The 20,032-nt window shown below is 64.2% G+C and carries 18 protein-coding genes; 14 read left to right on the top strand and 4 right to left on the bottom strand.

Annotated elements, in window-relative coordinates:
* The first annotated feature begins 50 nt into the window (after positions 1 to 50).
* Together rpmB and rpmG are read left to right on the top strand one after the other, a co-directional pair.
* The gene (rpmB, locus tag XcyCFBP4188_RS10270; RefSeq protein ID WP_039515435.1) at positions 51 to 287 is read left to right on the top strand and encodes a 50S ribosomal protein L28; all 237 of its coding nucleotides are present in this window, start codon (positions 51 to 53) and stop codon (positions 285 to 287) included.
* 13 nt (positions 288 to 300) lie between these two features.
* Positions 301 to 468 (top strand): 50S ribosomal protein L33, encoded by a 168-nt coding sequence (gene rpmG / locus XcyCFBP4188_RS10265; protein ID WP_002809462.1) that lies wholly within the window; start codon positions 301 to 303, stop codon positions 466 to 468.
* A 276-nt stretch (positions 469 to 744) separates the two neighbouring features.
* Here rpmG and XcyCFBP4188_RS10260 read toward each other — a convergent pair whose 3' ends face one another.
* From XcyCFBP4188_RS10260 to XcyCFBP4188_RS10250, 3 genes are all read right to left on the bottom strand, one after another.
* Positions 745 to 1,767: an amidohydrolase family protein gene (locus XcyCFBP4188_RS10260; protein ID WP_006451689.1), complete on the bottom strand. Its 1,023-nt coding sequence runs from the start codon at positions 1,765 to 1,767 to the stop codon at positions 745 to 747.
* A 366-nt stretch (positions 1,768 to 2,133) separates the two neighbouring features.
* Complete coding sequence (locus tag XcyCFBP4188_RS10255; protein ID WP_043910799.1) at positions 2,134 to 3,189, bottom strand: 4-oxalomesaconate tautomerase; 1,056 nt, start codon at positions 3,187 to 3,189, stop codon at positions 2,134 to 2,136.
* Entirely contained in the window at positions 3,182 to 3,853 is a 672-nt protein-coding gene (locus XcyCFBP4188_RS10250; protein WP_104592058.1) for a 4-carboxy-4-hydroxy-2-oxoadipate aldolase/oxaloacetate decarboxylase, read from the bottom strand. Before XcyCFBP4188_RS10250 ends, XcyCFBP4188_RS10255 begins: the two co-directional genes overlap by 8 nt.
* Before the next feature lie 101 nt (positions 3,854 to 3,954).
* On the opposite strand from XcyCFBP4188_RS10250, the gene XcyCFBP4188_RS10245 reads away from it, so the two are divergent.
* From XcyCFBP4188_RS10245 to XcyCFBP4188_RS10210, 7 genes are all read left to right on the top strand, one after another.
* On the top strand, positions 3,955 to 5,265 hold the full coding sequence (locus XcyCFBP4188_RS10245; RefSeq protein ID WP_006452704.1) for a LysR family transcriptional regulator: 1,311 nt from the start codon (positions 3,955 to 3,957) through the stop codon (positions 5,263 to 5,265).
* Between the two features lie 13 nt (positions 5,266 to 5,278).
* Positions 5,279 to 6,697, top strand: coding sequence for a cardiolipin synthase (gene cls, locus XcyCFBP4188_RS10240; RefSeq protein WP_006452703.1), 1,419 nt, complete (start codon positions 5,279 to 5,281; stop codon positions 6,695 to 6,697).
* A 353-nt stretch (positions 6,698 to 7,050) separates the two neighbouring features.
* Positions 7,051 to 8,442 (top strand): FAD/NAD(P)-binding protein, encoded by a 1,392-nt coding sequence (locus XcyCFBP4188_RS10230; RefSeq protein ID WP_006452701.1) that lies wholly within the window; start codon positions 7,051 to 7,053, stop codon positions 8,440 to 8,442.
* A gap of 170 nt (positions 8,443 to 8,612) precedes the next feature.
* Positions 8,613 to 10,799, top strand: a complete 2,187-nt coding sequence (gene uvrD, locus XcyCFBP4188_RS10225; RefSeq protein WP_043910796.1) for a DNA helicase II — start codon at positions 8,613 to 8,615, stop codon at positions 10,797 to 10,799.
* Between the two features lie 191 nt (positions 10,800 to 10,990).
* The gene (locus XcyCFBP4188_RS10220; protein ID WP_146094048.1) at positions 10,991 to 11,593 is read left to right on the top strand and encodes a DUF6707 family protein; all 603 of its coding nucleotides are present in this window, start codon (positions 10,991 to 10,993) and stop codon (positions 11,591 to 11,593) included.
* Between the two features lie 380 nt (positions 11,594 to 11,973).
* Positions 11,974 to 12,555 (top strand): sugar O-acetyltransferase, encoded by a 582-nt coding sequence (locus XcyCFBP4188_RS10215; RefSeq protein ID WP_006452698.1) that lies wholly within the window; start codon positions 11,974 to 11,976, stop codon positions 12,553 to 12,555.
* A gap of 108 nt (positions 12,556 to 12,663) precedes the next feature.
* Positions 12,664 to 13,110 carry a universal stress protein gene (locus XcyCFBP4188_RS10210; protein ID WP_006452697.1) on the top strand — a complete coding sequence of 149 codons (447 nt, stop codon included), beginning with the start codon at positions 12,664 to 12,666 and terminating at the stop codon, positions 13,108 to 13,110.
* A gap of 132 nt (positions 13,111 to 13,242) precedes the next feature.
* Here the strand turns inward: XcyCFBP4188_RS10210 and tagK are convergent, their stop codons facing one another.
* Entirely contained in the window at positions 13,243 to 13,902 is a 660-nt protein-coding gene (tagK, locus tag XcyCFBP4188_RS10205) for a transcriptional regulator TagK (RefSeq protein WP_104592056.1), read from the bottom strand.
* Between the two features lie 544 nt (positions 13,903 to 14,446).
* Between tagK and XcyCFBP4188_RS10200 the strand changes: the two genes are divergently transcribed.
* The 5 genes from XcyCFBP4188_RS10200 (at position 14,447) to XcyCFBP4188_RS10180 (ending at position 20,012) form a co-directional block, all read left to right on the top strand.
* Positions 14,447 to 15,460 (top strand): patatin-like phospholipase family protein, encoded by a 1,014-nt coding sequence (locus XcyCFBP4188_RS10200; protein ID WP_006452695.1) that lies wholly within the window; start codon positions 14,447 to 14,449, stop codon positions 15,458 to 15,460.
* 120 nt (positions 15,461 to 15,580) lie between these two features.
* Positions 15,581 to 16,108: a hypothetical protein gene (locus XcyCFBP4188_RS10195; protein ID WP_006452694.1), complete on the top strand. Its 528-nt coding sequence runs from the start codon at positions 15,581 to 15,583 to the stop codon at positions 16,106 to 16,108.
* A gap of 298 nt (positions 16,109 to 16,406) precedes the next feature.
* Positions 16,407 to 16,832: a DUF2147 domain-containing protein gene (locus XcyCFBP4188_RS10190; protein WP_006452693.1), complete on the top strand. Its 426-nt coding sequence runs from the start codon at positions 16,407 to 16,409 to the stop codon at positions 16,830 to 16,832.
* Positions 16,833 to 16,965: 133 nt separating this feature from the next.
* Complete coding sequence (gene ecfK, locus XcyCFBP4188_RS10185; RefSeq protein ID WP_043910805.1) at positions 16,966 to 17,505, top strand: ECF-type sigma factor EcfK; 540 nt, start codon at positions 16,966 to 16,968, stop codon at positions 17,503 to 17,505.
* A complete protein-coding gene (locus XcyCFBP4188_RS10180; RefSeq protein WP_104592055.1) occupies positions 17,484 to 20,012 on the top strand; it encodes a serine/threonine-protein kinase in 2,529 nt (842 codons plus the stop codon). Before ecfK ends, XcyCFBP4188_RS10180 begins: the two co-directional genes overlap by 22 nt.
* Positions 20,013 to 20,032 lie beyond the last annotated feature (20 nt).

Genomic DNA, 20,032 nt, shown 5'->3' with positions numbered 1-20,032 from the left:
GGCCGCCGCTCCCCAGGCTATGGGTGGCAATTCATTTATCGAGGTGCGTAATGTCCCGCGTATGCCAAGTGTCCGGCAAGCGTGTGCAGACGGGTAACAACGTCTCCCACGCAAACAACAGAACCCGTCGTCGCTTCCTGCCCAACCTGCACGAGCGCCGCTTCTGGGTCGCCAGCGAGAACCGCTGGGTGAAGCTTCGTGTCTCCGCGCATGCATTGCGCACCATCGACAAGAACGGGATTGATGTCGTTCTGAAAGAGCTGCGTGCGCGCGGCGAAAAGGTCTGAGGAGTAAGCAGTCATGGCAAAAGGCAAGCGTGACAAGATTCGTATGATTTCCTCGGCCGCTACCGGCCACTTCTACACCACGGATAAGAACAAGAAAAACACTCCGGGGAAGATGGAAATGATGAAATACGACCCGGTCGTGCGTAAGCACGTGATGTACAAGGAAGGCAAGATCAAGTAATCCACCGATTACGCGATCTGCATCCAAGCAAACACCCGCCGAAAGGCGGGTGTTTGCGTTTGTGGGGTTTGGGCGTTTAGGGGTTTCTCGACCGTCGTTTTAATCGGCACTCCTCCGGGGCCAACACAACCCGGCGGACTGCATCCCTCTCCCTGCGGGAGAGGGGTAGGGGTGAGGGTACGGGGCGAAGCCACTTGCAGTAGTTTGAGTACCAGGGGCTTCGCCCGTACCCTCATCCGCCCCTGCGGGGCACCTTCTCCCGGAGGGAGAAGGGGATTACAGCCCGCGTGCGCGCAGTTGCGCATCCAGGCGCGGATACACCCGCCTGGCATTGCCTTCGAACACCTTGCGCTTGTCTGCATCGGAGATCGCCAATGCATCGATGTAGCGTTTGGTGTCGTCGAAATACTGGCCGGTCTGCGGGTCGATGCCGCGCACCGCGCCGACCATCTCCGAGCCGAACAGGATGTTGTCGATATCGATCACCTCGAACAAAAGGTCGATGCCAGGTTGGTGATACACGCAGGTATCGAAGAACACATTGCGCATCACGTGCGTGGATAGCGGCGGTTTGCCGAGCATGTCTGCCAGGCCGCGGAAGCGGCCCCAGTGATACGGCACTGCGCCGCCGCCGTGCGGGATGATGAAGCGCAGGTCGGGAAAGTCGCTGAAAAGATCGCCTTCGAGAAACTGCATGAACGCGGTGGTGTCGGCATTGAGATAATGCGCGCCGGTGGCGTGGAAGTTGGCGTTGCAACTGCCGGACACGTGCACCATGGCCGGTACGTCGAGCTCGACCATCTTTTCGAAAAACGGATACCAGGCGCGATCGGTTAACGGCACGCCGCTCCAGTGGCCGCCGGACGGGTCGGGATTGAGATTGCAGCCGACGAACCCGAGCTCGCTGACGCAACGCTCCAGCTCGGCGATCGAGTGCGCGATCGCCACGCCCGGCGATTGCGGCAGCTGGCACACGCCGATGAAGGTGTGCGGATACAGCTGCACCACGCGTGCGATCAGGTCGTTGCAATGGCGCGTCCAGATCTGGCTCACCGCCTCGTCGCCAATGTGGTGCGCCATGGTGCTGGCGCGTGGCGAAAAAATCGTCATGTCCGCGCCGCGCTCGCGCAGCAGCCGCAGTTGATGTTGCTCGATGCTTTCGCGCAATGCGTCGTCGGAGATCTGCGGATAGATCGGTGCCGGCAACTGCGGGTCGTCGTAGTGTGCGATCTGCGCCTTGCGGAAGGCGTCATGTGCAGCGGGCGCGGTGGTGTAGTGGCCGTGGCAGTCGATGATCATGAGAATGCTCGTTGAGGTGCGCAGAACGCGCTGCGCATCCGACCGATAGATGTGCAGTGCGCATGTGGACAGACGTCTGGATTCGAGTGCATGGGTCTGGGGGCGATGCAGCTCCGCGTATGCACTGCCATCGGTGCGCAGTTGTCGGCGAAGCAATGCATCGCACCCGAGCGAACCGGAATGCCGCGCTGATATCGGGCGGCTAGCCCGAAAAGCGAATCGCGTTGATCGACTGCGCAGAGAACGCGCGACGCGCGATCGTGAGTAGCCGGCACGCAGACTGCAGGACGCAGCAAACCACGCATCAACGACCCGGGTTCAAGCCAGCGTAATGCCGGCTGCCGCATCGCATGCTGGCAGCCTCGCTCAAGCAAACAGTTCACCATCGAACAGTTTGCGTGCGGTGCGCAGCACGGCGGTACGCACCACCTCACCGTGCGCATCGAGCGTGATGACACAGCTGCTCGCACCGCTCGGATGTTCGACATCCAGCTGCTGTGTCGTGCCGCCAGGCAATTGCGCCAGCGCATGCGCGGGAGTGCCGGGCAGCAGGCAGGCAGTGGCGACGGTGACCGCGCCCAGCACGCCGATCGAGGCATGGCAGCGGTGCGGAATGAATGAGCGCACGCTGATCGCGCCGCCGTTGCGCGGTGCGGCGACCAGCATCATTTTCGGCACGGTGGCATCGGTGACATCGCCCAGCCGCATCAACGGGCCGGCCTGCAGGCGAATCGATTCCAGGCGGGCTTTCAGTGTCTGGTCTGCATCGAGCGTGGCGCGGTCTTCGTAGCCGCTGATGCCAAGATCGCTGGCGCGCAGCACCACGCAGGGCATGCCGTTGTCGATCAGGGTGACCTCTACGTCGTCGAGCGTCTGCATCGCATGGCCGGTCGGCAGCAACGCGCCACACGAAGAGCCGGCGATCTCGGCAAACGCCAGCGCAATCGGCGCAGCGGTGCCGGGCACGCCGTCGATGCGGGCATCGCCGTCGTAACGCACCTGGCCGCCGGGCGTCTGCACGGTGGCGGTGGCCAGCGTGTTGGTATTACGCATGAAGATGCGCACGTCGGTTTCGCCATCGTGCGCGGGCAATAAGCCGCGTTCCAGGGCGAAGGGGGCGACGCCAGCGAGCATGTTGCCGCAGTTCTGCGCATCGCTGACCTGCGCCTGTTCCACCGACACCTGCAGGAACAGATAGTCCACGTCGGCATCGGCACGCGTGGAGCGCGACACCACCGCGACCTTGGAGGTGAGCGGGTCGGCGCCGCCCATGCCATCGATCTGGCGCAGATCCGGCGAACCGTAGGCGCGCAGCAGAAACGCATCGCGTGTGGCGCGATCGCCGGGCAACTCGTCGGCCAGAAAAAACCCGCCCTTGGAGGTGCCACCGCGCATCCACATTGCGCGTACGTGCTCAGACATAGCGCAGGCCTTTGGCCGCCAGGCGTTCGCGCATGACGTAGATATCCAGGCCCAGTTCGCCGCTGGCAAGACGGTCGCGTTTGATCAGCTCGCGCGCTTCGCGTGCCTGTGCTTCGGCCAGCACCTGCGCAGCAGTGGCGCGCGGCACCACGCAGACACCGTCGTCGTCGGCCACCACCACATCGCCCGGCTGCACCAGCGCACCGGCGCAGACCAGCGGCACGTTGACCGAGCCCAGTGTCTCCTTGATGGTGCCCTGCGCGCAGATGGCACGGCTCCATGCGGGGAACTGCATGGCAGTGAGATCGCGCACGTCGCGCACGCCGGCATCGATGATCAGCCCGCGGCAGCCGCGCGCCTGCGCCGAGGTGGCCAGCAGGTCGCCGAAGTAGCCGTCGTAGCAGTCGCTGGTTGGCGCCACCACCAGCACGTCGCCGGGCTGCAGTTGCTCGATGGCCACATGCATCATCCAGTTGTCGCCGGGAGGAATCGACACCGTGACCGCAGTACCGGCAACACGGCAACCGGCGTAGATCGGGCGCAGGCGGTGATGCAGCAGGCCGCTGCGCCCCTGCGCCTCGTGCACGGTGGCCACGCCGGCTTGCGCGAGCCCATCCACGATGGCCAGCGGGGTGCGCTGGATCCGGGTGACGACCTGGCTCATCCATCCATCCTCGTTAGGGGTGTGCCGAGTCTGTGCGCCGATCGCCTGATGGCTCAAGATTAATTTGAGGTATGCATATTGGTTTTGCTTATAGTTAGAGCATGCCGCCAATTCTGGAACCAAACCTTCGCCATCTGTACGCCCTGGTCGTGGTGCACCAGCTGGGCAGCGTCAGCGCGGCCGCGCCGCAGGTGAATCTGTCGCAGCCGGCGTTGACGCAGGCAGTGGCGCGGCTGGAACAGCAGCTCGGGGTGCGCCTGTTCGATCGGCATCCGGGCGGCATGGTCGCCACCGAGGCCACGCAGCTGCTGGTGCCGCGCATCGAGCGTGCGTTGGAGCAGCTGGGCCGTGGCATCCGGGTGGCGCGGCGTGCGCTGCGGCTGCCGGCACGCCCGGGCCTGGAGCGGCGGGTCTCGTTGGGGCAGTTGCAGGCCTTGATCGCGGTGGATGTGGCGGGCAGTTATTCGCTGGCGGCGGCGCGCGCCGGGGTCTCGCAGCCGGCGATCTACCGCGCGTTGCAGGCGCTGGCCGAGGTGATCGAGGTGCCGCTGACGGTGCGTCGCGGCAAGACCATGCAGCCCACCCCGGTGGCAGTGCGGCTGTTGCGGCAGGTGCGGCTGGCGCTGGCCGAGCTGCGCGCCGGGCTGGACGAAGTGGCCGCGCTGCGCTCGCAGCACGCCGGCCGGCTCACGCTGGGGGTGATGCCGTTGGCGCGGGCGATCCTGCTGCCGCAGGTGCTGGCGCGGTTTGTGCGCGCGCATCCCGGTGCCAGCGTCAACGTGGTCGAAGGGCCGTATGCTGAATTGCTGGCGCATCTGCGCGATGGCGAGCTGGATCTGTTGATCGGTGCGCTGCGCGAGCCCTTGCCGGTGCGCGATGTGCTGCAGGAGCCGTTGTTCGACGACGAGCCGGTGATCGTGGCGCGCAGCGGGCATCCGCTGGCCGGGCAGGCCTATGCGTTCGCGCAGTTGCTGGAGTACCCCTGGGTGATCGCCACCACCGGCACGCCGGTGCGCGCGCGCTGGGAGCAGATGTTTCGCGATCAGAGCATCGAACCGCCTGCGCTGCGTATCGAATGCGGCGCGGAGCTGACCATCCGTGGGCTGCTGCTGGAAGACGATTGGCTCACGCTGATGTCGCGCGACCAGTTTCTGTTCGAGCGCCGCGCCGGGTTGCTGTGCGAGATCGGCGCCACCGGGCCGCAGTTGCGTCGCCAGATCGGCATGACGCTGCGCAGCGACTGGCATCCCACCCGCGCGCAGTCGGCGTTCGTGCAGACGCTGCGGCAGGTCTGCGCCGAGCGCATGCAGCCGGCCGATGCGCAGGGCGGGCCGTTTCGTTATTGCGCGCCGATCAGCGGCATCGCGCCGTTGCGTTCACACGCGGCGCAGTCAGAATCGGAGTCTTCTTGAGAACGGATCGCTGATGCTGCCCGACTGGTTGCAAGGGACCTGGCTACTGGCGCTGGACTGGGCGATCCGCCTGGCCGCACTGCTGTGGATTCCGGCCCGCACCACGCCCGGTGCGGCGCGCAGCTGGCTGTTGCTGATCGGCTTCGTGCCGGTGGTCGGCCTGCCGCTGTATCTGCTGTTCGGCCACCCGTGGTTGTCGCGCTTGCGGGTGGAGCGCCAGGCCACCGCCTCGCAGGTGATCCGCGAGCAGCAACTGCCCTTGCATGCCTTGCGCTGGATTCCGCAGCAAGACTCCAGCAGCGCCGAGGTGGTGCCGCTGATCGAACGCCAAGGCGATTTCATGCCCACGCTGGGCAATGCGGTGGAGTTGCTGGACGATTACACGCAGTCGTTGCAGGCGCTGGTCACAGCGATCGATGCAGCGGAAAAGCGCGTGCATTTGCTGTATTACCTGATGTTCGACGATGCGGTGGGCGATGCGGTGGTGACCGCGCTGGAGCGCGCCAGTGCGCGCGGCGTGCGTTGCCGCGTGCTGCTGGATGCGGTGGGCGCCAAGCGTGGCTTGCGCCACTACCGCAAGCGGCTGCAGGCCGGCGGTGTGGAGGTACTGGCGGTGTTGCCCGGTGGCCTGCGCTGGCGCCGCAGCGGGCGCATGGATCTGCGCAACCACCGCAAGATCGCGGTGATCGACAACCAGGTGGGCTTTGTCGGCTCGCAGAATCTGGCCGAGGCCGGCTTTATCGAAGGCGTGCCCAATCGCGAACTGGTGGCGCGCGTGCGCGGGCCGGTGGTCAATCATCTCGAAGCGGTGTTCGCCAGCGACTGGTTCACCGAAACCGGGCAGCGCCTGGACGTGTGGCCGGACGCGCCGGTGTGCGAGGCCAACATCGCCACGCAACTGCTGCCGAGTGGGCCGGCATATCCGTTCGAAAACGCGCGCGATGCGATCAATGCAGTGATCCACCTGGCGCGCCGCAAGGTGGTGCTGGTGACGCCGTACTTCGTCCCGGACGAAGCCTTGCTCAGTGCGCTGCGCATTGCCGGGGTGTCGGGTGTGGATGTGCAGCTGATCCTGTCGGAGAGCAACAACCAGGTCCTGGCGGCGTGGGCGCAGGAAGCGTATTTCGAAGAGCTGCTGCGCTGCGGGGTGAAGATCGCGCTGTACCGCCCGCACTTTCTGCATGCCAAGCATCTGAGCGTGGACGAGGAGATCGCCCTGGTGGGGTCGATCAACCTGGACATCCGCTCGTTCGCGCTCAACGCCGAGATCGGCATGCTGTGCTACGACCAGGGTGTGGTGCAGCGGCTGCGTGCGATCGAGCAGGATTACCTGGCCAATGCACGCCAGCTGGAGCTGGAACAGTGGCGCGGTCGACCGGCCTGGCGGCGCAGCCGTGAGGGGATTGCGCGGTTGGCGGATGCGTTGATGTAGGGTTTGCGTGTGCGTGTTGTATGAAGGCGCCCCGCCAGCTGGAACGCGCGTCGATGCCTGCTGGTGCGGGCGCATTGCTGGGCGCAAGCGCACGTTGGCAAGGCCTTGCTGCGTTTGAGAGTGCCCGCCTTTCGGCGCACGCCTCAGGCAAGCCAGCGCTTTCCAACGTGACGACGAGCACCTTGCTCGTCGTCACCCAGGTCGGATTGGACGGACGGTGCTCATCGTCTTCCCGGATGTCGGACAACGCGCATCGCACGACGGCGTCTGCGCGGCGGTACGTGATCCCGGCCATGACAGCGGCCAGGGCGGCTGTCATCGGTGCGACGTGACGCATCGCCTACAATTGGCGGATGAATGAACTGCGTGATCCCGGCGATGCAGTGATCGCCATCGTCGGCGGCGGCGCATCCGGTGTGCTGGTGGCGCTGCAACTGCTGCGTCAGGCGACCGCGCCGGTGCGGATTGTGTTGATCGAGCCGCACACCCCGCTGGGCGAGGGCGTGGCGTATTCCACCACGCGTGCCGAACACCTGCTCAATGTGCCGGCGATGCGGATGAGCACGCTGGTGGAGGCGCCGCAGGATTTTGTCGATTACCTGCGCGCGCAGGCCTGCTGCCCGGAGCTGGAAGACGCGCAGCTGCCGCAGCAGTTCGTCGGGCGCCGGCTTTACGCGCCTTATCTGCGCGATCGCTTGCAGGCCGCACGTGCGCAGAGCCCGGCGACGCTGACCGTGCAGGCCGCACGCGTGCAGACCTTGCAACCCAATGCCTCCGGTGCGCTGCTACAGCTGGACGATGGGCAAACGCTGCAGGCCACCAGCGTGGTGCTGGCGGTGGGCAATGCGCTACGGCCGTTGCCGCTGCGTGGTGCCACCGGCTTGTCGAGTGCGCAGCGGGTGGAAGCCTGGGATACCGAAGCGATCGCCGCGTTGCCGCAGGACGCGGCGGTGTGCATCGTCGGTTCGGGATTGAGCATGGTCGACACGGTGGTGACGCTGGCCGCGCAGGCGCATCGCGGGGCGGTGCATGTGGTGTCGCGGCATGGGTTGTTGCCGTTGCCGCAGACGCATTGCGTTGCGGCGGATTTCGACCCGCAGCCGTTGTTGGCGTTGTCGCTGCGTGCGCGCATGCGCGCGCTGCGTCAGCATGCGCGCAAGGCGATGGCGCAGGGGTTGCCCTGGCAGAGCGTGATGGAGCGCATCCGCCCGTTGAGTCAGGCCTTGTGGCAGACCCTGTCGGTCGCAGATCAACGCCGCTTCCTGCGGCATGTGGTGCGCTACTGGGATGTGCATCGTCATCGCATCGCCGCGCCGGTGCATGCACAGCTGCAGGCGATGCATGCGCGCGGACAACTGCAACTGCATCGCGCGCGGCTGGATGTCGCATTTCAGGTGGGCGCCTGCGTGCGGGTGAGCGCCGGCGCCAGTGCCGGTCATGCGTTGCAGCTGGATGTGCAGACGCTGGTCAACGCCACCGGTGTGGAAATGCGCGTGCAGGCGATGCGCAACCCGCTGCTGCAGCAGCTGCTGGGGCAGGGCATTGCGGTGGCCGGGCCGCATGGGATCGGGGTGGGGACCGATGCCGATGGCAGTCTGATCGATGCCGATGGACGCGCCAATCAGCGGTTGCGGGTGATCGGCAGTCTGCGGATCGGCGCGTTGTGGGAAAGCCTGGCGGTACCGGAGTTGCGTGAGCAGGCAATGGCGATTGCGCGGGATGTGTTGGTAGTGCCGGGGCGGTGATTGATGGGCCTTGAGATCCAACGGGAGAGAGGCGTTGTTTCCTTCTCCCGTCGGGAGAAGGTGCCCCGCAGGGGCGGATGAGGGTACGAGCGAAGCCTCGCATTCCAAACCGCTTCACCGCTTCATCGCAATCTCAGCCGCAGCGACGCCACAACCGGTAAAATGGTCCGGTGGATGTCTCTCATTTGCTCGATCATTTAAACCCCGCCCAGCGCGAGGCCGTTTCCGCGCCGCCGGGGCATTACCTCGTGCTGGCCGGTGCCGGCTCCGGCAAGACGCGCGTGCTGATCCATCGCATCGCCTGGCTCAACGAAGTCCAGGGCGTGCCCAACCACGGCATCTTCGCGGTGACCTTCACCAACAAGGCCGCCGGCGAAATGCGCCACCGTACCGACCTGCAGCTGCGTAACGGCAGCCGCGGGATGTGGATCGGCACCTTTCATGGGCTGGCGCATCGGCTGCTGCGGCTGCATTGGCAGGACGCGCGGCTGCCGGAAGGCTTCCAGGTCATGGACAGCGACGACCAGCTGCGGCTGGTCAAGCGCGTGGTGCAGTCGCTGGAGCTGGACGAAAGCAAGTACCCGCCCAAGCAGATGAGCTGGTGGATCAACGAGCAGAAGGACGAAGGCCGCCGTCCGCAGCACATCCAGCCCGAGCCCAACGACGACTGGACCGAGGTGCGCCGGCAGGTGTACGCGGCCTACCAGGAACGTTGCGACCGCTCCGGTCTGCTGGACTTCGCCGAGCTGCTGCTGCGCGCGCACGAATTGCTACGCGACACCCCGGCGTTGCTGGCGCATTACCGCGCGCGTTTTCGCGAAATTCTGGTCGACGAGTTCCAGGACACCAACGCGATCCAGTACGCCTTCGTGCGCGTGCTGGCCGGCGAGACCGGGCATGTGTTCGTGGTGGGCGACGACGACCAGGCCATCTATGGCTGGCGCGGTGCCAAGGTCGAGAACGTGCAGCGCTTTTTGAAGGATTTTCCCGGCGCGCAGACCGTGCGGTTGGAGCAGAACTACCGTTCCAGCGCAAATATTCTGGGCGCGGCCAATGCGGTGATCGCGCACAACCCGGACCGGATCGGCAAGCAGCTGTGGACCGATTCCGGGGATGGCGATCCGATCGATCTGTATGCGGCCTACAACGAGGTCGACGAGGCGCGCTATGTGGTCGAGCGCGCGCGGCAGTGGGTGCGCGACGGCGGCAGTTACGGCGAAGTGGCGGTACTCTATCGCAGCAACGCGCAATCGCGCGCGCTGGAAGAAGCGCTGATTTCCGAGCAGCTGCCATACCGCGTGTATGGCGGCATGCGCTTCTTCGAGCGCGCCGAAATCAAGGATGCGTTGGCCTACCTGCGCCTGCTCAGCAACCGCAGCGACGATGCCGCGTTCGAGCGCGCGGTCAATACGCCCACGCGCGGTATCGGCGATCGCACCCTGGACGAAGTGCGCCGTCTGGCACGCGCCAATGCGCTGTCGCTGTGGGAAGCTGCGATGCTGTGCACGCAGGAAAATACCCTGGCCGCCCGCGCCCGCAATGCGCTGGCCACGTTCCTGAGCCTGGTCGGCCAGCTGCATGCCGAAACCGGCGACATGGAACTGGCCGAACGCATCGACCACGTGCTGATGCGCTCTGGTCTACGCGAGCATTGGGCCAAGGAAAGCCGCAGCGGGCTGGATTCGGAATCGCGCACCGAGAACCTGGACGAACTGGTTTCGGTAGCCTCGCGCTTTACCCGCCCCGACGACGAAGACAGCCAGGGCATGACCGAACTGGTCGCCTTCCTTGCCTACGCGTCGCTGGAAGCCGGCGAAGGCCAGGCGCAGGCCGGCGAAGAAGGCGTGCAGCTGATGACGCTGCACTCGGCCAAGGGCCTGGAATTCCCCATCGTGTTTCTGGTCGGTCTGGAAGATGGCTTGTTTCCGAGTGCGCGCTCGCTGGAAGAAAGCGGGCGGCTGGAAGAAGAGCGTCGCCTGGCGTACGTAGGCATCACCCGCGCGCGCCAGAAGCTGGTGCTGTGTTACGCCGAATCGCGGCGCATCCACGGCCAGGACAATTACAACGTGCCCTCGCGCTTCCTGCGTGAAATTCCACGCGAGTTGCTGCACGAAGTGCGCCCGAAAGTGCAGGTCTCGCGCACCGCCTCGCTGGGCGCGACGCGCGGCGGGCCGGTACACGGCGTGGTCGAAACCGCACCGATCAAGCTCGGTGCCAATGTCGAGCACCCCAAGTTCGGCGGCGGCGTGGTCGTGGACTACGAAGGCGCCGGTGCGCATGCGCGCGTGCAGGTGCAGTTCGACGAAGTCGGCGCCAAGTGGTTGGTGATGGCGTATGCGAATTTGACGGTGGTGTAGCGGCGGTTGGTGGTTGATGCAGATGCCGTAGGCATACAACCGATCGGCTCCATTCCGGCCCGCACGCGCGTGCAGTCTTGCTTGCGCATATGTAGCCGATTACGTCACGGTACAGCGATGACCAACGCGCGCAGACAGATGAAGAAAAAGATCGTCATTCTTGTGAGCACTTCATCATGCCGGATCACATTATGAACGCTTTCGAGGCACTCGGTCTTTTTTCAAATGCCGATAAAAAACTAGCGCAGCACTTGGAGAAATTGCCAGCCAAGCAAAAGAGAACAGCCAAAGGCGTCCTGGAGTCATCAGTGAAACTGGCGTATGTGCTGTTTGCCATGGGTGACACGCGCGCTGCCTCTGAACTGGTAGAGCCTATTTCCCAGATCCCTTTTGCCAATAGCTATGATTGTTGGACGTGGATTGAAGCTGCCTTGGTGATGAAGGGTCGGCTGGCAATTGCTCAAGGTCATAACGAAGAATGTGACGAGGCATTTCGAGCCGCCGTTGCCGCTCTTAAATCAGGCAGCGAGCTTCAAATGACGGTAAAGGCAAATGTTCACGAACGTTTTATGGATGGACAGACGCTGGACACGGCGTTTGAAGATGAAGAGAATTTCGTGGATGAGTTCGAAATGCGACTTTCCTATATCACTGCACTTATGAAGATTGAATTTTTTGGGTGCAGCGAAACTTGGACTGGCTCCAGAATAGAAAGTGAGTTGCTGAGCAATATTGCTCGGATGAACGATATCATTGTGGCCAAGGGTATCTATAAGCTTGCACCTTACAAATAATTGGGCCGCTGGAAGTTTTAGCGGCTGAGGGTGCATGCTGATCGTAACGATACAGTCTTATGGCAGTTGGTCATGCGCCGGTGCGCCGCCTTCGTGACCGGAACTTGCAACGTCAACTTGGCAGTTTACGAACGGAGCGCAGTGGTCCTGCAGGAGACGAGGTGCATGGCACCAGTTGCGCCTGTTTCACTGTGGCCAGGTTTCTTCTATCGCGGCTAATCTCCAGGTGCTCCGGCGCCGAGAAGCGATAACCGTCCATCAGCGCGGCGTGCATGTTCCTTGAACCTGTGCATGCACACGATTGGTGCATCGCTCGATGCCTTCTTCGCGGCATCCGTGGCACCCTGTGCCGGCACCGATTGCACAGAGATACGCGCACCATGCAGACCGAGAAACAAAAAATGCTCGCAGGCGAGCTGTACAACGCAGCTGATACCGAATTGCAGGCCGACCAGGCTGCCGCCGCCGACTGGATGATGCGGTACAACGCCGCCGCCGCGAAGACGTCTGCACAGCGGCGCGCGCTGCTGGTAGAGCGATTGGCCGAGGTGGGCGAAGGCGCGGTGATTCGCCCGCCGTTTCATTGCGACTATGGCTACAACATCCGTCTGGGCGCGGGCGCGTTCCTCAACTTCAACTGCGTGATTCTGGATATCTGCGAGGTCAGCATCGGCGAGGGCACGCAAGTTGGTCCTGCGGTGCAGTTCTATGCTGCCGATCATCCGCGCGATGCGGCAGGACGCGCTAGCGGGCTGGAGTTCGGGCGGCCGATCCGCATCGGCCGCAACGTGTGGATCGGCGGCGGTGCGATTATCTTGCCTGGCGTGAGCATCGGCGACGATGCAGTGATCGGCGCCGGTGCGGTGGTCACCCGCGATGTCCCGGCAGGCGCGACTGCGCTGGGAAATCCTGCGCGCGTACGCGCGAGCCGCAACGATCCCGATGCAGCGCCAACCGATTGAGGTCGTGCAGCAATCCGCGTGTCGGCATTGATCTGTATCAAGGCAGGCGCCGGCGCATGATGTCAGGCTGATTCCGCCGGCAAAGGCCGGTCATTCAAGGAGATCACCATGTACAAACGTATCCTGATCGCCATCGATGCATCCGAGCTGTCGCATCGTGGTTTGTTCCAGGGCCTTGAACTGGCCAAGGCGACTGGCGGCAAGGTCGATATCGTCACCGTGTCCGAGCCATGGGCGATGGGCATGTACGATGCGATGGGCTGGAGCGTGGGCTACGAGGCAAGCCCGGAATATCGCACCGAGCGCGAGGCCGCTGCCGAGAAGATTCTGCGCCCGGCACTGGAACTGGCGGCTGCGGCCAATATCAAGGCCACCTCGCATCACGTGCTGGATCGGTTCGCCGCCGAAGGCATCGTGCAGACCGCCAAGGACTGCAACAGCGATCTGATCATCATGACCTCGCACGGACGCCGCGGCGTGCGCCGTATGCTGCTCGGCAGCCAGACGGTGGAAGTGCTGACCAACAGTTCGATTCCGGTGCTGGTGATTCGCTGACTGGCGGATGTTTTGCTGCGCAAGAACACGCTCAGCGCATCGCACATTCCACTGTAGGAGCGCGCCTGCGCGCGAGAGGCGTTACCGGTAACGCCCCATCGCGCGCAAGCACGCTCCTACGCGGATTACGGATCAGTTTTCCATTAGCTCCGGCTGACCCGCAAAGCGGCTCGCCGGCTGTGCAAGACGCCGTAGCGCTTCGGTATGCATCAGCGGGGCGGGCTGCATCGGCAGCGTGCCAGGGCGCACCGGCGCGTGATCGCGTTGCGCCTCCTGGCTCAGCTCGCGCATGAAGCGCCATAGCGGCATGTAGTGGCCGCGGCGCGGCGAATGCGTTGCCGGCGCAGCCCGACAGTGGCGGCGCCATTGCATCGGCGGCATGCCGAAACGCTGCTGAAAACAGCGTTGAAACTGCCGTTCCGAAGCGAAGCCCATCTCATACAACAACCAGGTCAGGCTGCACTCCGGGTAGGCCTGCAAATAGCGGTGCGCGGTGCACAGGCGCTGCTCGCGGATGTAGCGGGCCACGCCGCCACGCGACTGGAACAGCCGGTACAACGAGGCGCGCGACAACGCGAACGCCTGTTGCAAGGACTCGGTACCGAGCTCGGCCTCGCCGATGTGCTGCTCGATGTAGGCCAGCAGATCGATCATCAGTGGCGCGTGCGCCACCACCGATGCCGATGCCTGCGGGACGATGGCGCTGTAATAGCCGGTGTTGCTCATGCGGGTGCTGCCTGCGGCCCACTCCCCGGGGCCTGTTATCTGATCAACCGAGAAAAGTGGCGCCAACCCATCACGGTCTTTTATGAACTCCGTGCTGCGTCACGCATCGGTGCGATCGACCGCGATCCAGGCCAACCGGCTGGCCCCTTCCTCAATGCACCGCGACGCTAGGAAGCCGCATGGACCCTGCCTGCGCTTTGGGCAGCGGCCAATGCAAAGCAAATCGCAACGGCATCGCATCGAGATCAGGGTTGGGAACAGCGCTGGCTAGCGCTGCGCTGCATGAGGTCGCGCCGATTCGCTGATTCGCTGATCTGCAGCGCGATACCGGCGGCCAAGTGAATACCGAGCTCAGCACGACCGAAGGCGCGCAGAAAGGCGATGGCAGATCACATGATCAATGCGGTGAGACGATTTGTCGGGTGATCGACGAAGGTGCTTCTAGGGTGACGCAACGGAAGACGGAAGCGTCGTCGCCACCACTCTCACGCATACGTGAAATCGTCCTGACAGCTGTCGGTATCCCGCGCTAGCGGGACAGTCACATCGCTTGCTCTTGACGCCTTCGTACACACGTTTCAAGACAGTGCTCGCTCTCCAGGAGACTTCAATGTCGTTCAATATCATCAGCTGCGATGGCGGCGGAATTCGAGGACTGATCACCGCGATCCTCATCCAGGACCTGGATCAGCACAGCAACATCCTCAGCCATGCAAATTGCTTTGCCGGCACTTCCACCGGTGGCCTGCTTGCTCTGGCATTGGTGCAAAACGTCTCGATCAACACAATTATCGAGATGTACATGACCAAAGGCGCAAGCATTTTCGAACCCAACGGGTGGCTTCTCGATCAACAGGCCGAGTCGCAACAGCAAGGGGTGGACGCGACACTGGGTAGCGGGCCGGGCTTCTTCAGCAGCCAGTACAAGAACGATGGATTGATCCAGATCGCAAGCGGATTGTTGGGTACAACGTCGCTTGCAGATGCGAAGCGGCTCGTCGTCGTCAACGCCGCGCGCCTGTGGGACGCGACCAGTGGGAACTGGATGCCTGCCACGTTCTCCAACGGCGTCAACAATGCGTACAGGCAGATCAGCATGGTCGATGCCGCATTGGCGACGTCTGCCGCGCCAACCTACTTTCCGCCTTATCGGATTGCCGGAGCATACGGCGACTATGGGTTCTTCGCCGACGGCGGCGTGTTCGCCAACAATCCGGCCATGACCGCCGTGGCCGAGGCCATTGCAAGTGGCCTGGTGAACAGCGTCGGCGATATCCAGCTGCTCTCGCTTGGAACCGGCAGCAGCCCGCAAGGAATTCCATCGACCGCGATCGGCAACCCGCTCGACTGGGGCGCAAAATCCTGGCTATATCCCTGGGCAAGCGGCTCGGTGCCGGCCATGCCGCTACTGAATCTGACCATGGATGCAACGGCCGAACTTGCAAGCATCCAGGCCGAGCAGGTGCTGGCCGGCAACTTCAAGCGCGCCAATGTCGAACTGCAACGTCCTTACGCACTGGATGACTGGAAGCATGTCGCTGATCTTGCCAGCGAAACCCACGCTTACCTGCAGACAGATGCGTGGAAACAGACGCGTGACTGGGTCGCCAGCCGCTGGACATAGGGCAGGTATCGGAATGTTCGCGCAGTCCAATGATGTGCCAGGGTGCCGGACGATCGGTAGTCCGTGGCGAGAGGCGAGTCGGGACGGCCTTCCCGGTCCCGAAAAAAAGGAGCAATCACGATGGCTATCACGATCCTTTCCGCGGTGTACGGCACCGGCAATGCAGGAATCGATGTCACCCAGGTGTGCCAAGACAGCGTCAACACAGGCAATGACGATATCACCGCAAGCAATGCCTTCTTCGGGACCGATCCTGATCCGGGCAAGGGCAAAAGCTTTGCGATTCTTTACAAAAATCCGGCATTGAATGGCGGCAATCCCATCGCGCTCGGTTGTGCGGAAAATGGTCAGATCGATCTGGTTCCCAATCCGCCTACTGCCAGTACGCCCATCCCGGTGCCTAGCAAACCCAGTTTTATAGTCGTCCGTGCGATATACGGTACTGGCAACAATGGTTACGACGTCACCGCGACCTGCCAGTGGCTGGTCAACAATGGCGGCACCACGATCCCGGTGAGCAACGCGACATTCGGCGGTGACCCCGATCCCAACGTCCAGAAGAGTTTTGCCATCGTCTATACCGCCGCGGGCGGCGGCGCGCAGCAGTTCCGTGCCGGTGAGGAAGGTTCGACATTGACCTTGAGTTAGCAGGCTTTGATCAGAGGTCTACAGCAGTCACATGCGTCGAAGGATGCGGTCTGACAAATCCGCGGCTGTCCGGTACCTTCTCCCACCAGCGGGGAAGGGCTGGAGAATATGCGGCGTAGGAGACGCTGACGGCTGAGCGTGATGCTTGGGGTGCCAAGCCTCGGCTAATCAGATCCCAAGAGTGCGTCAATAAGATCGAACCCGCTGGCTTGGATGATTTGACGAGCCAGTCGTCCGTCATCAGCCAGGGCTGCAAGCCAGCTGGTCTTCGCATCTTGTTGAAGGTTGAACGAAGCCAATGAGCCACGTTATTTCTGCCACACGCTATCTGGCCTTTGCTCTTGCCGTGTCGAGCACGCCTGCATTCGCCGCCGAACCGATCACCGGAAAATGGTTTACCGATAACCAGCAGGCACTGGTCGACATCCAGCCCTGCGGCACGTCGCTGTGCGGCACCATCGTCAAGGTGCTGCGGGCCAAGCCCGGTAGCCGGAAGACCGATGCGTTCAATCCGGATCCGGCCAAGCGCCACACCCCCATGGAAGGCACGGTGATCCTCAGCGAGCTGGTGGATGCAGGAGATCTGTGGAAAGGCAAGATCTACAACCCCGAATCCGGCAAGACCTACAACGCCAAGATCAAGCGTGGCGCCGATGGCTCCTTGAAGGTGGAGGGCTGCGTGGCCTTCCTATGTCAGGGGCCGACCTGGCAGCCCGCACCTTGATGGCTGCCTGACCTGGCCGGCCCGAGGCGCGTTTGCCAGGTGCGGCGCAAGCGAGCTAAACCGTTTGGTTTTGAAACGCCTACCCGGCCGCCAATGCGGGATACTGCGCTCCCACGCAGGCGAGATGGGCCCGATGTCCGAGCTGCCGATCACCGAGTTGTTGCAGGCCTGGCAGCGCGAGGAGCCCGGCGCGGGCGATGCATTGGCGCGGCAGGTGTACATGGTGCTGCGCGAGACGGCGTTGCGGGTACTGCGGCGCAATGCGCGCGGCGGGCTGCAGGCCACCGAGCTGGTGCATGAGGCATGGATGCGGCTGGAGCAGGGGCAGCAGGGATTTCGCTCGCGTGCGCACTTCTATTCGGTTGCCGCACTGCAGATGCGCCATCTATTGGTGGATCTGGCGCGGCAGCAGGCCAGCGCCAAGCGAGGTGGGCAGGCGGTGACGTTGACCATCAGTCTGTCCGATGGCGCGCCGCGACCGGAGGCCTTGCTGATGGTGGCCGATGCCTTCGACAAGCTGGCGCGCGTGGACGAGCGCAAGGCCAAGGCGTTCGCGCTGACCGAGCTGGTGGGTTTCAGTGTGGCCGAGGCGGCCGAGCAACTTGAGGTGTCGGTGCCCACGCTGGAGCGCGATCTGCGCTTTGCGCGGGTGTGGCTGGCGGCGCAGCTGTGAGCGTCGTGGCCACTTCCTGGCAACGCCTGGAAGCGCTGTTTCATCAGTCCTGCCTACTGCCGGTGGAGGCGCGCGAGGCATTCGCGCGTGCGCAGGCCGGTGACGATGTAGTGCTGCGCGATGCGTTGCTGGCGATGCTGGCGGTGGAATCGCAGGCCACGCTGCGCGTGCGTGCGCCGTTGAAACAGGCCGTGGCCGCCTTGCGCGCACCATTGCCGGAGCTGCCGGCCGGCACGCGCTTTGGTGCATGGGCGATCGACCGCCTGATCGGCGCCGGCGGCATGGGTCAGGTGTATCTGGGCCATCGCGCCGACGGCGCTTACGAGCGCGAGGTGGCGATCAAGCTGGTGGCCGCCGAGGCGCTGGATGTGCAGGGCCGCGCGTTGTTCGAGTTCGAATGCCGCTTGCTGGCGCAAATGGTGCACCCGGCGATCGCGCAGATTCACGATGTGGGCACCGATGCGCACGGCCGCCCGTATCTGGTGATGGAATACCTGCGCGGTGAGCCGATCACCTGGTGGTGCGATGCGCATCTGCTCTCGCTGCATGCGCGCGTGTTGTTGATGCTGCGGGTGAGCGAGGCGGTGCAGCACGCGCACCAGAAAGGCGTGATCCATCGCGACCTCAAACCCAGCAACGTCTTGGTCAGCGAGATCGATGGGCGGCCGATGCCGGGCGTGATCGACTTCGGCATCGCCATCGATGCGGCCAACCCGGGCATGACCTCCGCGCATGGCCGCGGCACGCCCGGCTACATGAGTCCGGAACAGGCGCGCGGTGCGCTGGACGTGGACGCGCGCAGCGACATCTATGCATTGGGCGCAATGTTCTATGAGTTGAGCTGCGGGCTGGCACCGGTGGCTGGGCAGAATGGGCTGCCGCAGCCCCCCTCGCAGCGCGTGGCGGCAGTGCCGGCCGATGCGCGTGCGCGGATCTGCGCCGCACGCGCGACCACCCACGCCCGACTGCAGCGGCAATTGCGCGATGGCCTGGATGCGATCGTGTTGCGCGCGTTGGCGCCGGAGCCCGTTGCACGTTACGCGTCGGTGTCGGCCTTGCTGGACGAGTTGCATCGTTGGCTTGATGGGTATCCGCCGCGTGCGTTGCAGGCGAGCCGTTGGTGGCGGCTGCGCAAGTTCGCCCAACGCCATCGCAGTGGCGTGCTGGCTGCCGGGCTTGTGTCGATCGCGCTGATGGGTGGTCTGGGCGCCACGTTGTGGTCGCTGCAGCAAGCCGCGCGCGACGCGCAACGCGCGCAGGTCACCGGTGATTTCATGAGCTCGGTGTTGTCCAGCGTGGACCCCGGCATTGCGCAGGATCTGGACAGGACGCTGATGCTGCGCGTGCTGCAGCAGGCCTCGCAGCGCGCCGCGCGCGAGCTGGCCGATCAACCGGATGCACGCACCGAGGTGGAACTGACGCTGGGCCGCACGCTGATCGCCTTGTCGGACTATCCGCAGGCGGTTGCGCATCTGCGCACCGCGCAGGCGCTGGCGCAACAGAGCGCGGGTGCCGGCAGCACGCCGGCGCTGGAAGCGGCCTCCATGCTGGGCCAGGCGCTCAGTGGTGCGGGTCAAGCGCGCGAGGCCGAGCGTGTGCTGCGCGCCGGCATGGCACAGGCCGCGCGCGGCAACGCGAAGCAACAGAGCCTGGGTAACGACATGCGTGCCCGGCTGGCATGGGCGCTGCGCGATCAAGGCCGCATGCTGGAGGCGCTGGCGGAAAGCCGGCATGCCTACGTCGCCGCATTGGCCAACGTGGCCACCACCGCAGAACGCCGCATCGATGCCGGCAACAGCTACGCCGGCATGCTGGCCGAGAATGGGCAGCTTGCACCGGCCATCGCCTTGCAGCGCAGCCTGCTGCGCGAGCGCATTGGCGTGCGTGGGCCAGAGCATCCGCTGGTGCTGTCGATGCGCAACAGCCTGGCGGTATTTTTGCTGATGCAGCGCGATTTTGCCGCTGCCGAAGCCGAACTCGCCCCGCTGCTGCGCATTACCCGCAAGCTGTACGGAGACGCCGCCGCCGATACCTTGATGGTGGAAGGCAATCTCGCCGACACCTTGCGTCAGCAAGGCAAGCTGGCCGAAGCCGGCCCGCATTACCGCGCTGCGATGGAGCGCGCACGCGCCGCCTTCGGCGACGATGCGCGAGCCACGATCACCTACCGCAGCAACCATGCCTTCTGGTTGCTGGATGCCGGGCAGGTGCAGGCATCATTGGTCGAACAGCGCGCTTGCCTGGCCTCGTCCTTGCGCGTGTTGGGTCGTGCGCATCCACAGACCGCCGAGATCCTGCGCGGCATGTCCGAGGCCGAGCGCAGGCTTGGCCAGACCGCCGCTGCACGCGACCACGCGCAGCAGGCGCTGCAGATGTTGACCGGCATCTACGGCGATGCCGAAGAACCGCTGCTTGCCGCACGCCAGACCCTGGCGCTGGCCGCAGCGGCCAAGGCAGTGCCGGCCACCTCAAGCGCAGAGACCACCACCGCGGTTGCGCAACGCTGATACGAAGTTGGCATCACCGG

The sequence above is a fragment of the Xanthomonas hortorum pv. cynarae genome (assembly GCF_002939985.1).
GTDB classification, from domain to species: Bacteria; Pseudomonadota; Gammaproteobacteria; order Xanthomonadales; family Xanthomonadaceae; genus Xanthomonas; species Xanthomonas hortorum_D.
The sequence above is the reverse complement of the archived record's forward strand: the minus strand, read 5'-3'. Positions and strand labels throughout refer to the sequence as shown.

Coding starts and splice junctions, on each gene's coding strand:
- ecfK (WP_043910805.1), top strand. CDS start 16,966: ATGTCCGAGCTGCCGATCACCGAGTTGTTGCAGGCCTGGCAGCGCGAG.
- rpmB (WP_039515435.1), top strand. CDS start 51: ATGTCCCGCGTATGCCAAGTGTCCGGCAAGCGTGTGCAGACGGGTAAC.
- XcyCFBP4188_RS10210 (WP_006452697.1), top strand. CDS start 12,664: ATGTACAAACGTATCCTGATCGCCATCGATGCATCCGAGCTGTCGCAT.
- XcyCFBP4188_RS10245 (WP_006452704.1), top strand. CDS start 3,955: ATGCCGCCAATTCTGGAACCAAACCTTCGCCATCTGTACGCCCTGGTC.
- XcyCFBP4188_RS10195 (WP_006452694.1), top strand. CDS start 15,581: ATGGCTATCACGATCCTTTCCGCGGTGTACGGCACCGGCAATGCAGGA.
- XcyCFBP4188_RS10200 (WP_006452695.1), top strand. CDS start 14,447: ATGTCGTTCAATATCATCAGCTGCGATGGCGGCGGAATTCGAGGACTG.
- XcyCFBP4188_RS10260 (WP_006451689.1), bottom strand. CDS start 1,767: ATGATCATCGACTGCCACGGCCACTACACCACCGCGCCCGCTGCACAT.
- XcyCFBP4188_RS10215 (WP_006452698.1), top strand. CDS start 11,974: ATGCAGACCGAGAAACAAAAAATGCTCGCAGGCGAGCTGTACAACGCA.
- cls (WP_006452703.1), top strand. CDS start 5,279: ATGCTGCCCGACTGGTTGCAAGGGACCTGGCTACTGGCGCTGGACTGG.
- XcyCFBP4188_RS10255 (WP_043910799.1), bottom strand. CDS start 3,189: ATGTCTGAGCACGTACGCGCAATGTGGATGCGCGGTGGCACCTCCAAG.
- XcyCFBP4188_RS10190 (WP_006452693.1), top strand. CDS start 16,407: ATGAGCCACGTTATTTCTGCCACACGCTATCTGGCCTTTGCTCTTGCC.
- XcyCFBP4188_RS10230 (WP_006452701.1), top strand. CDS start 7,051: ATGAATGAACTGCGTGATCCCGGCGATGCAGTGATCGCCATCGTCGGC.
- XcyCFBP4188_RS10250 (WP_104592058.1), bottom strand. CDS start 3,853: ATGAGCCAGGTCGTCACCCGGATCCAGCGCACCCCGCTGGCCATCGTG.
- rpmG (WP_002809462.1), top strand. CDS start 301: ATGGCAAAAGGCAAGCGTGACAAGATTCGTATGATTTCCTCGGCCGCT.
- XcyCFBP4188_RS10220 (WP_146094048.1), top strand. CDS start 10,991: ATGAACGCTTTCGAGGCACTCGGTCTTTTTTCAAATGCCGATAAAAAA.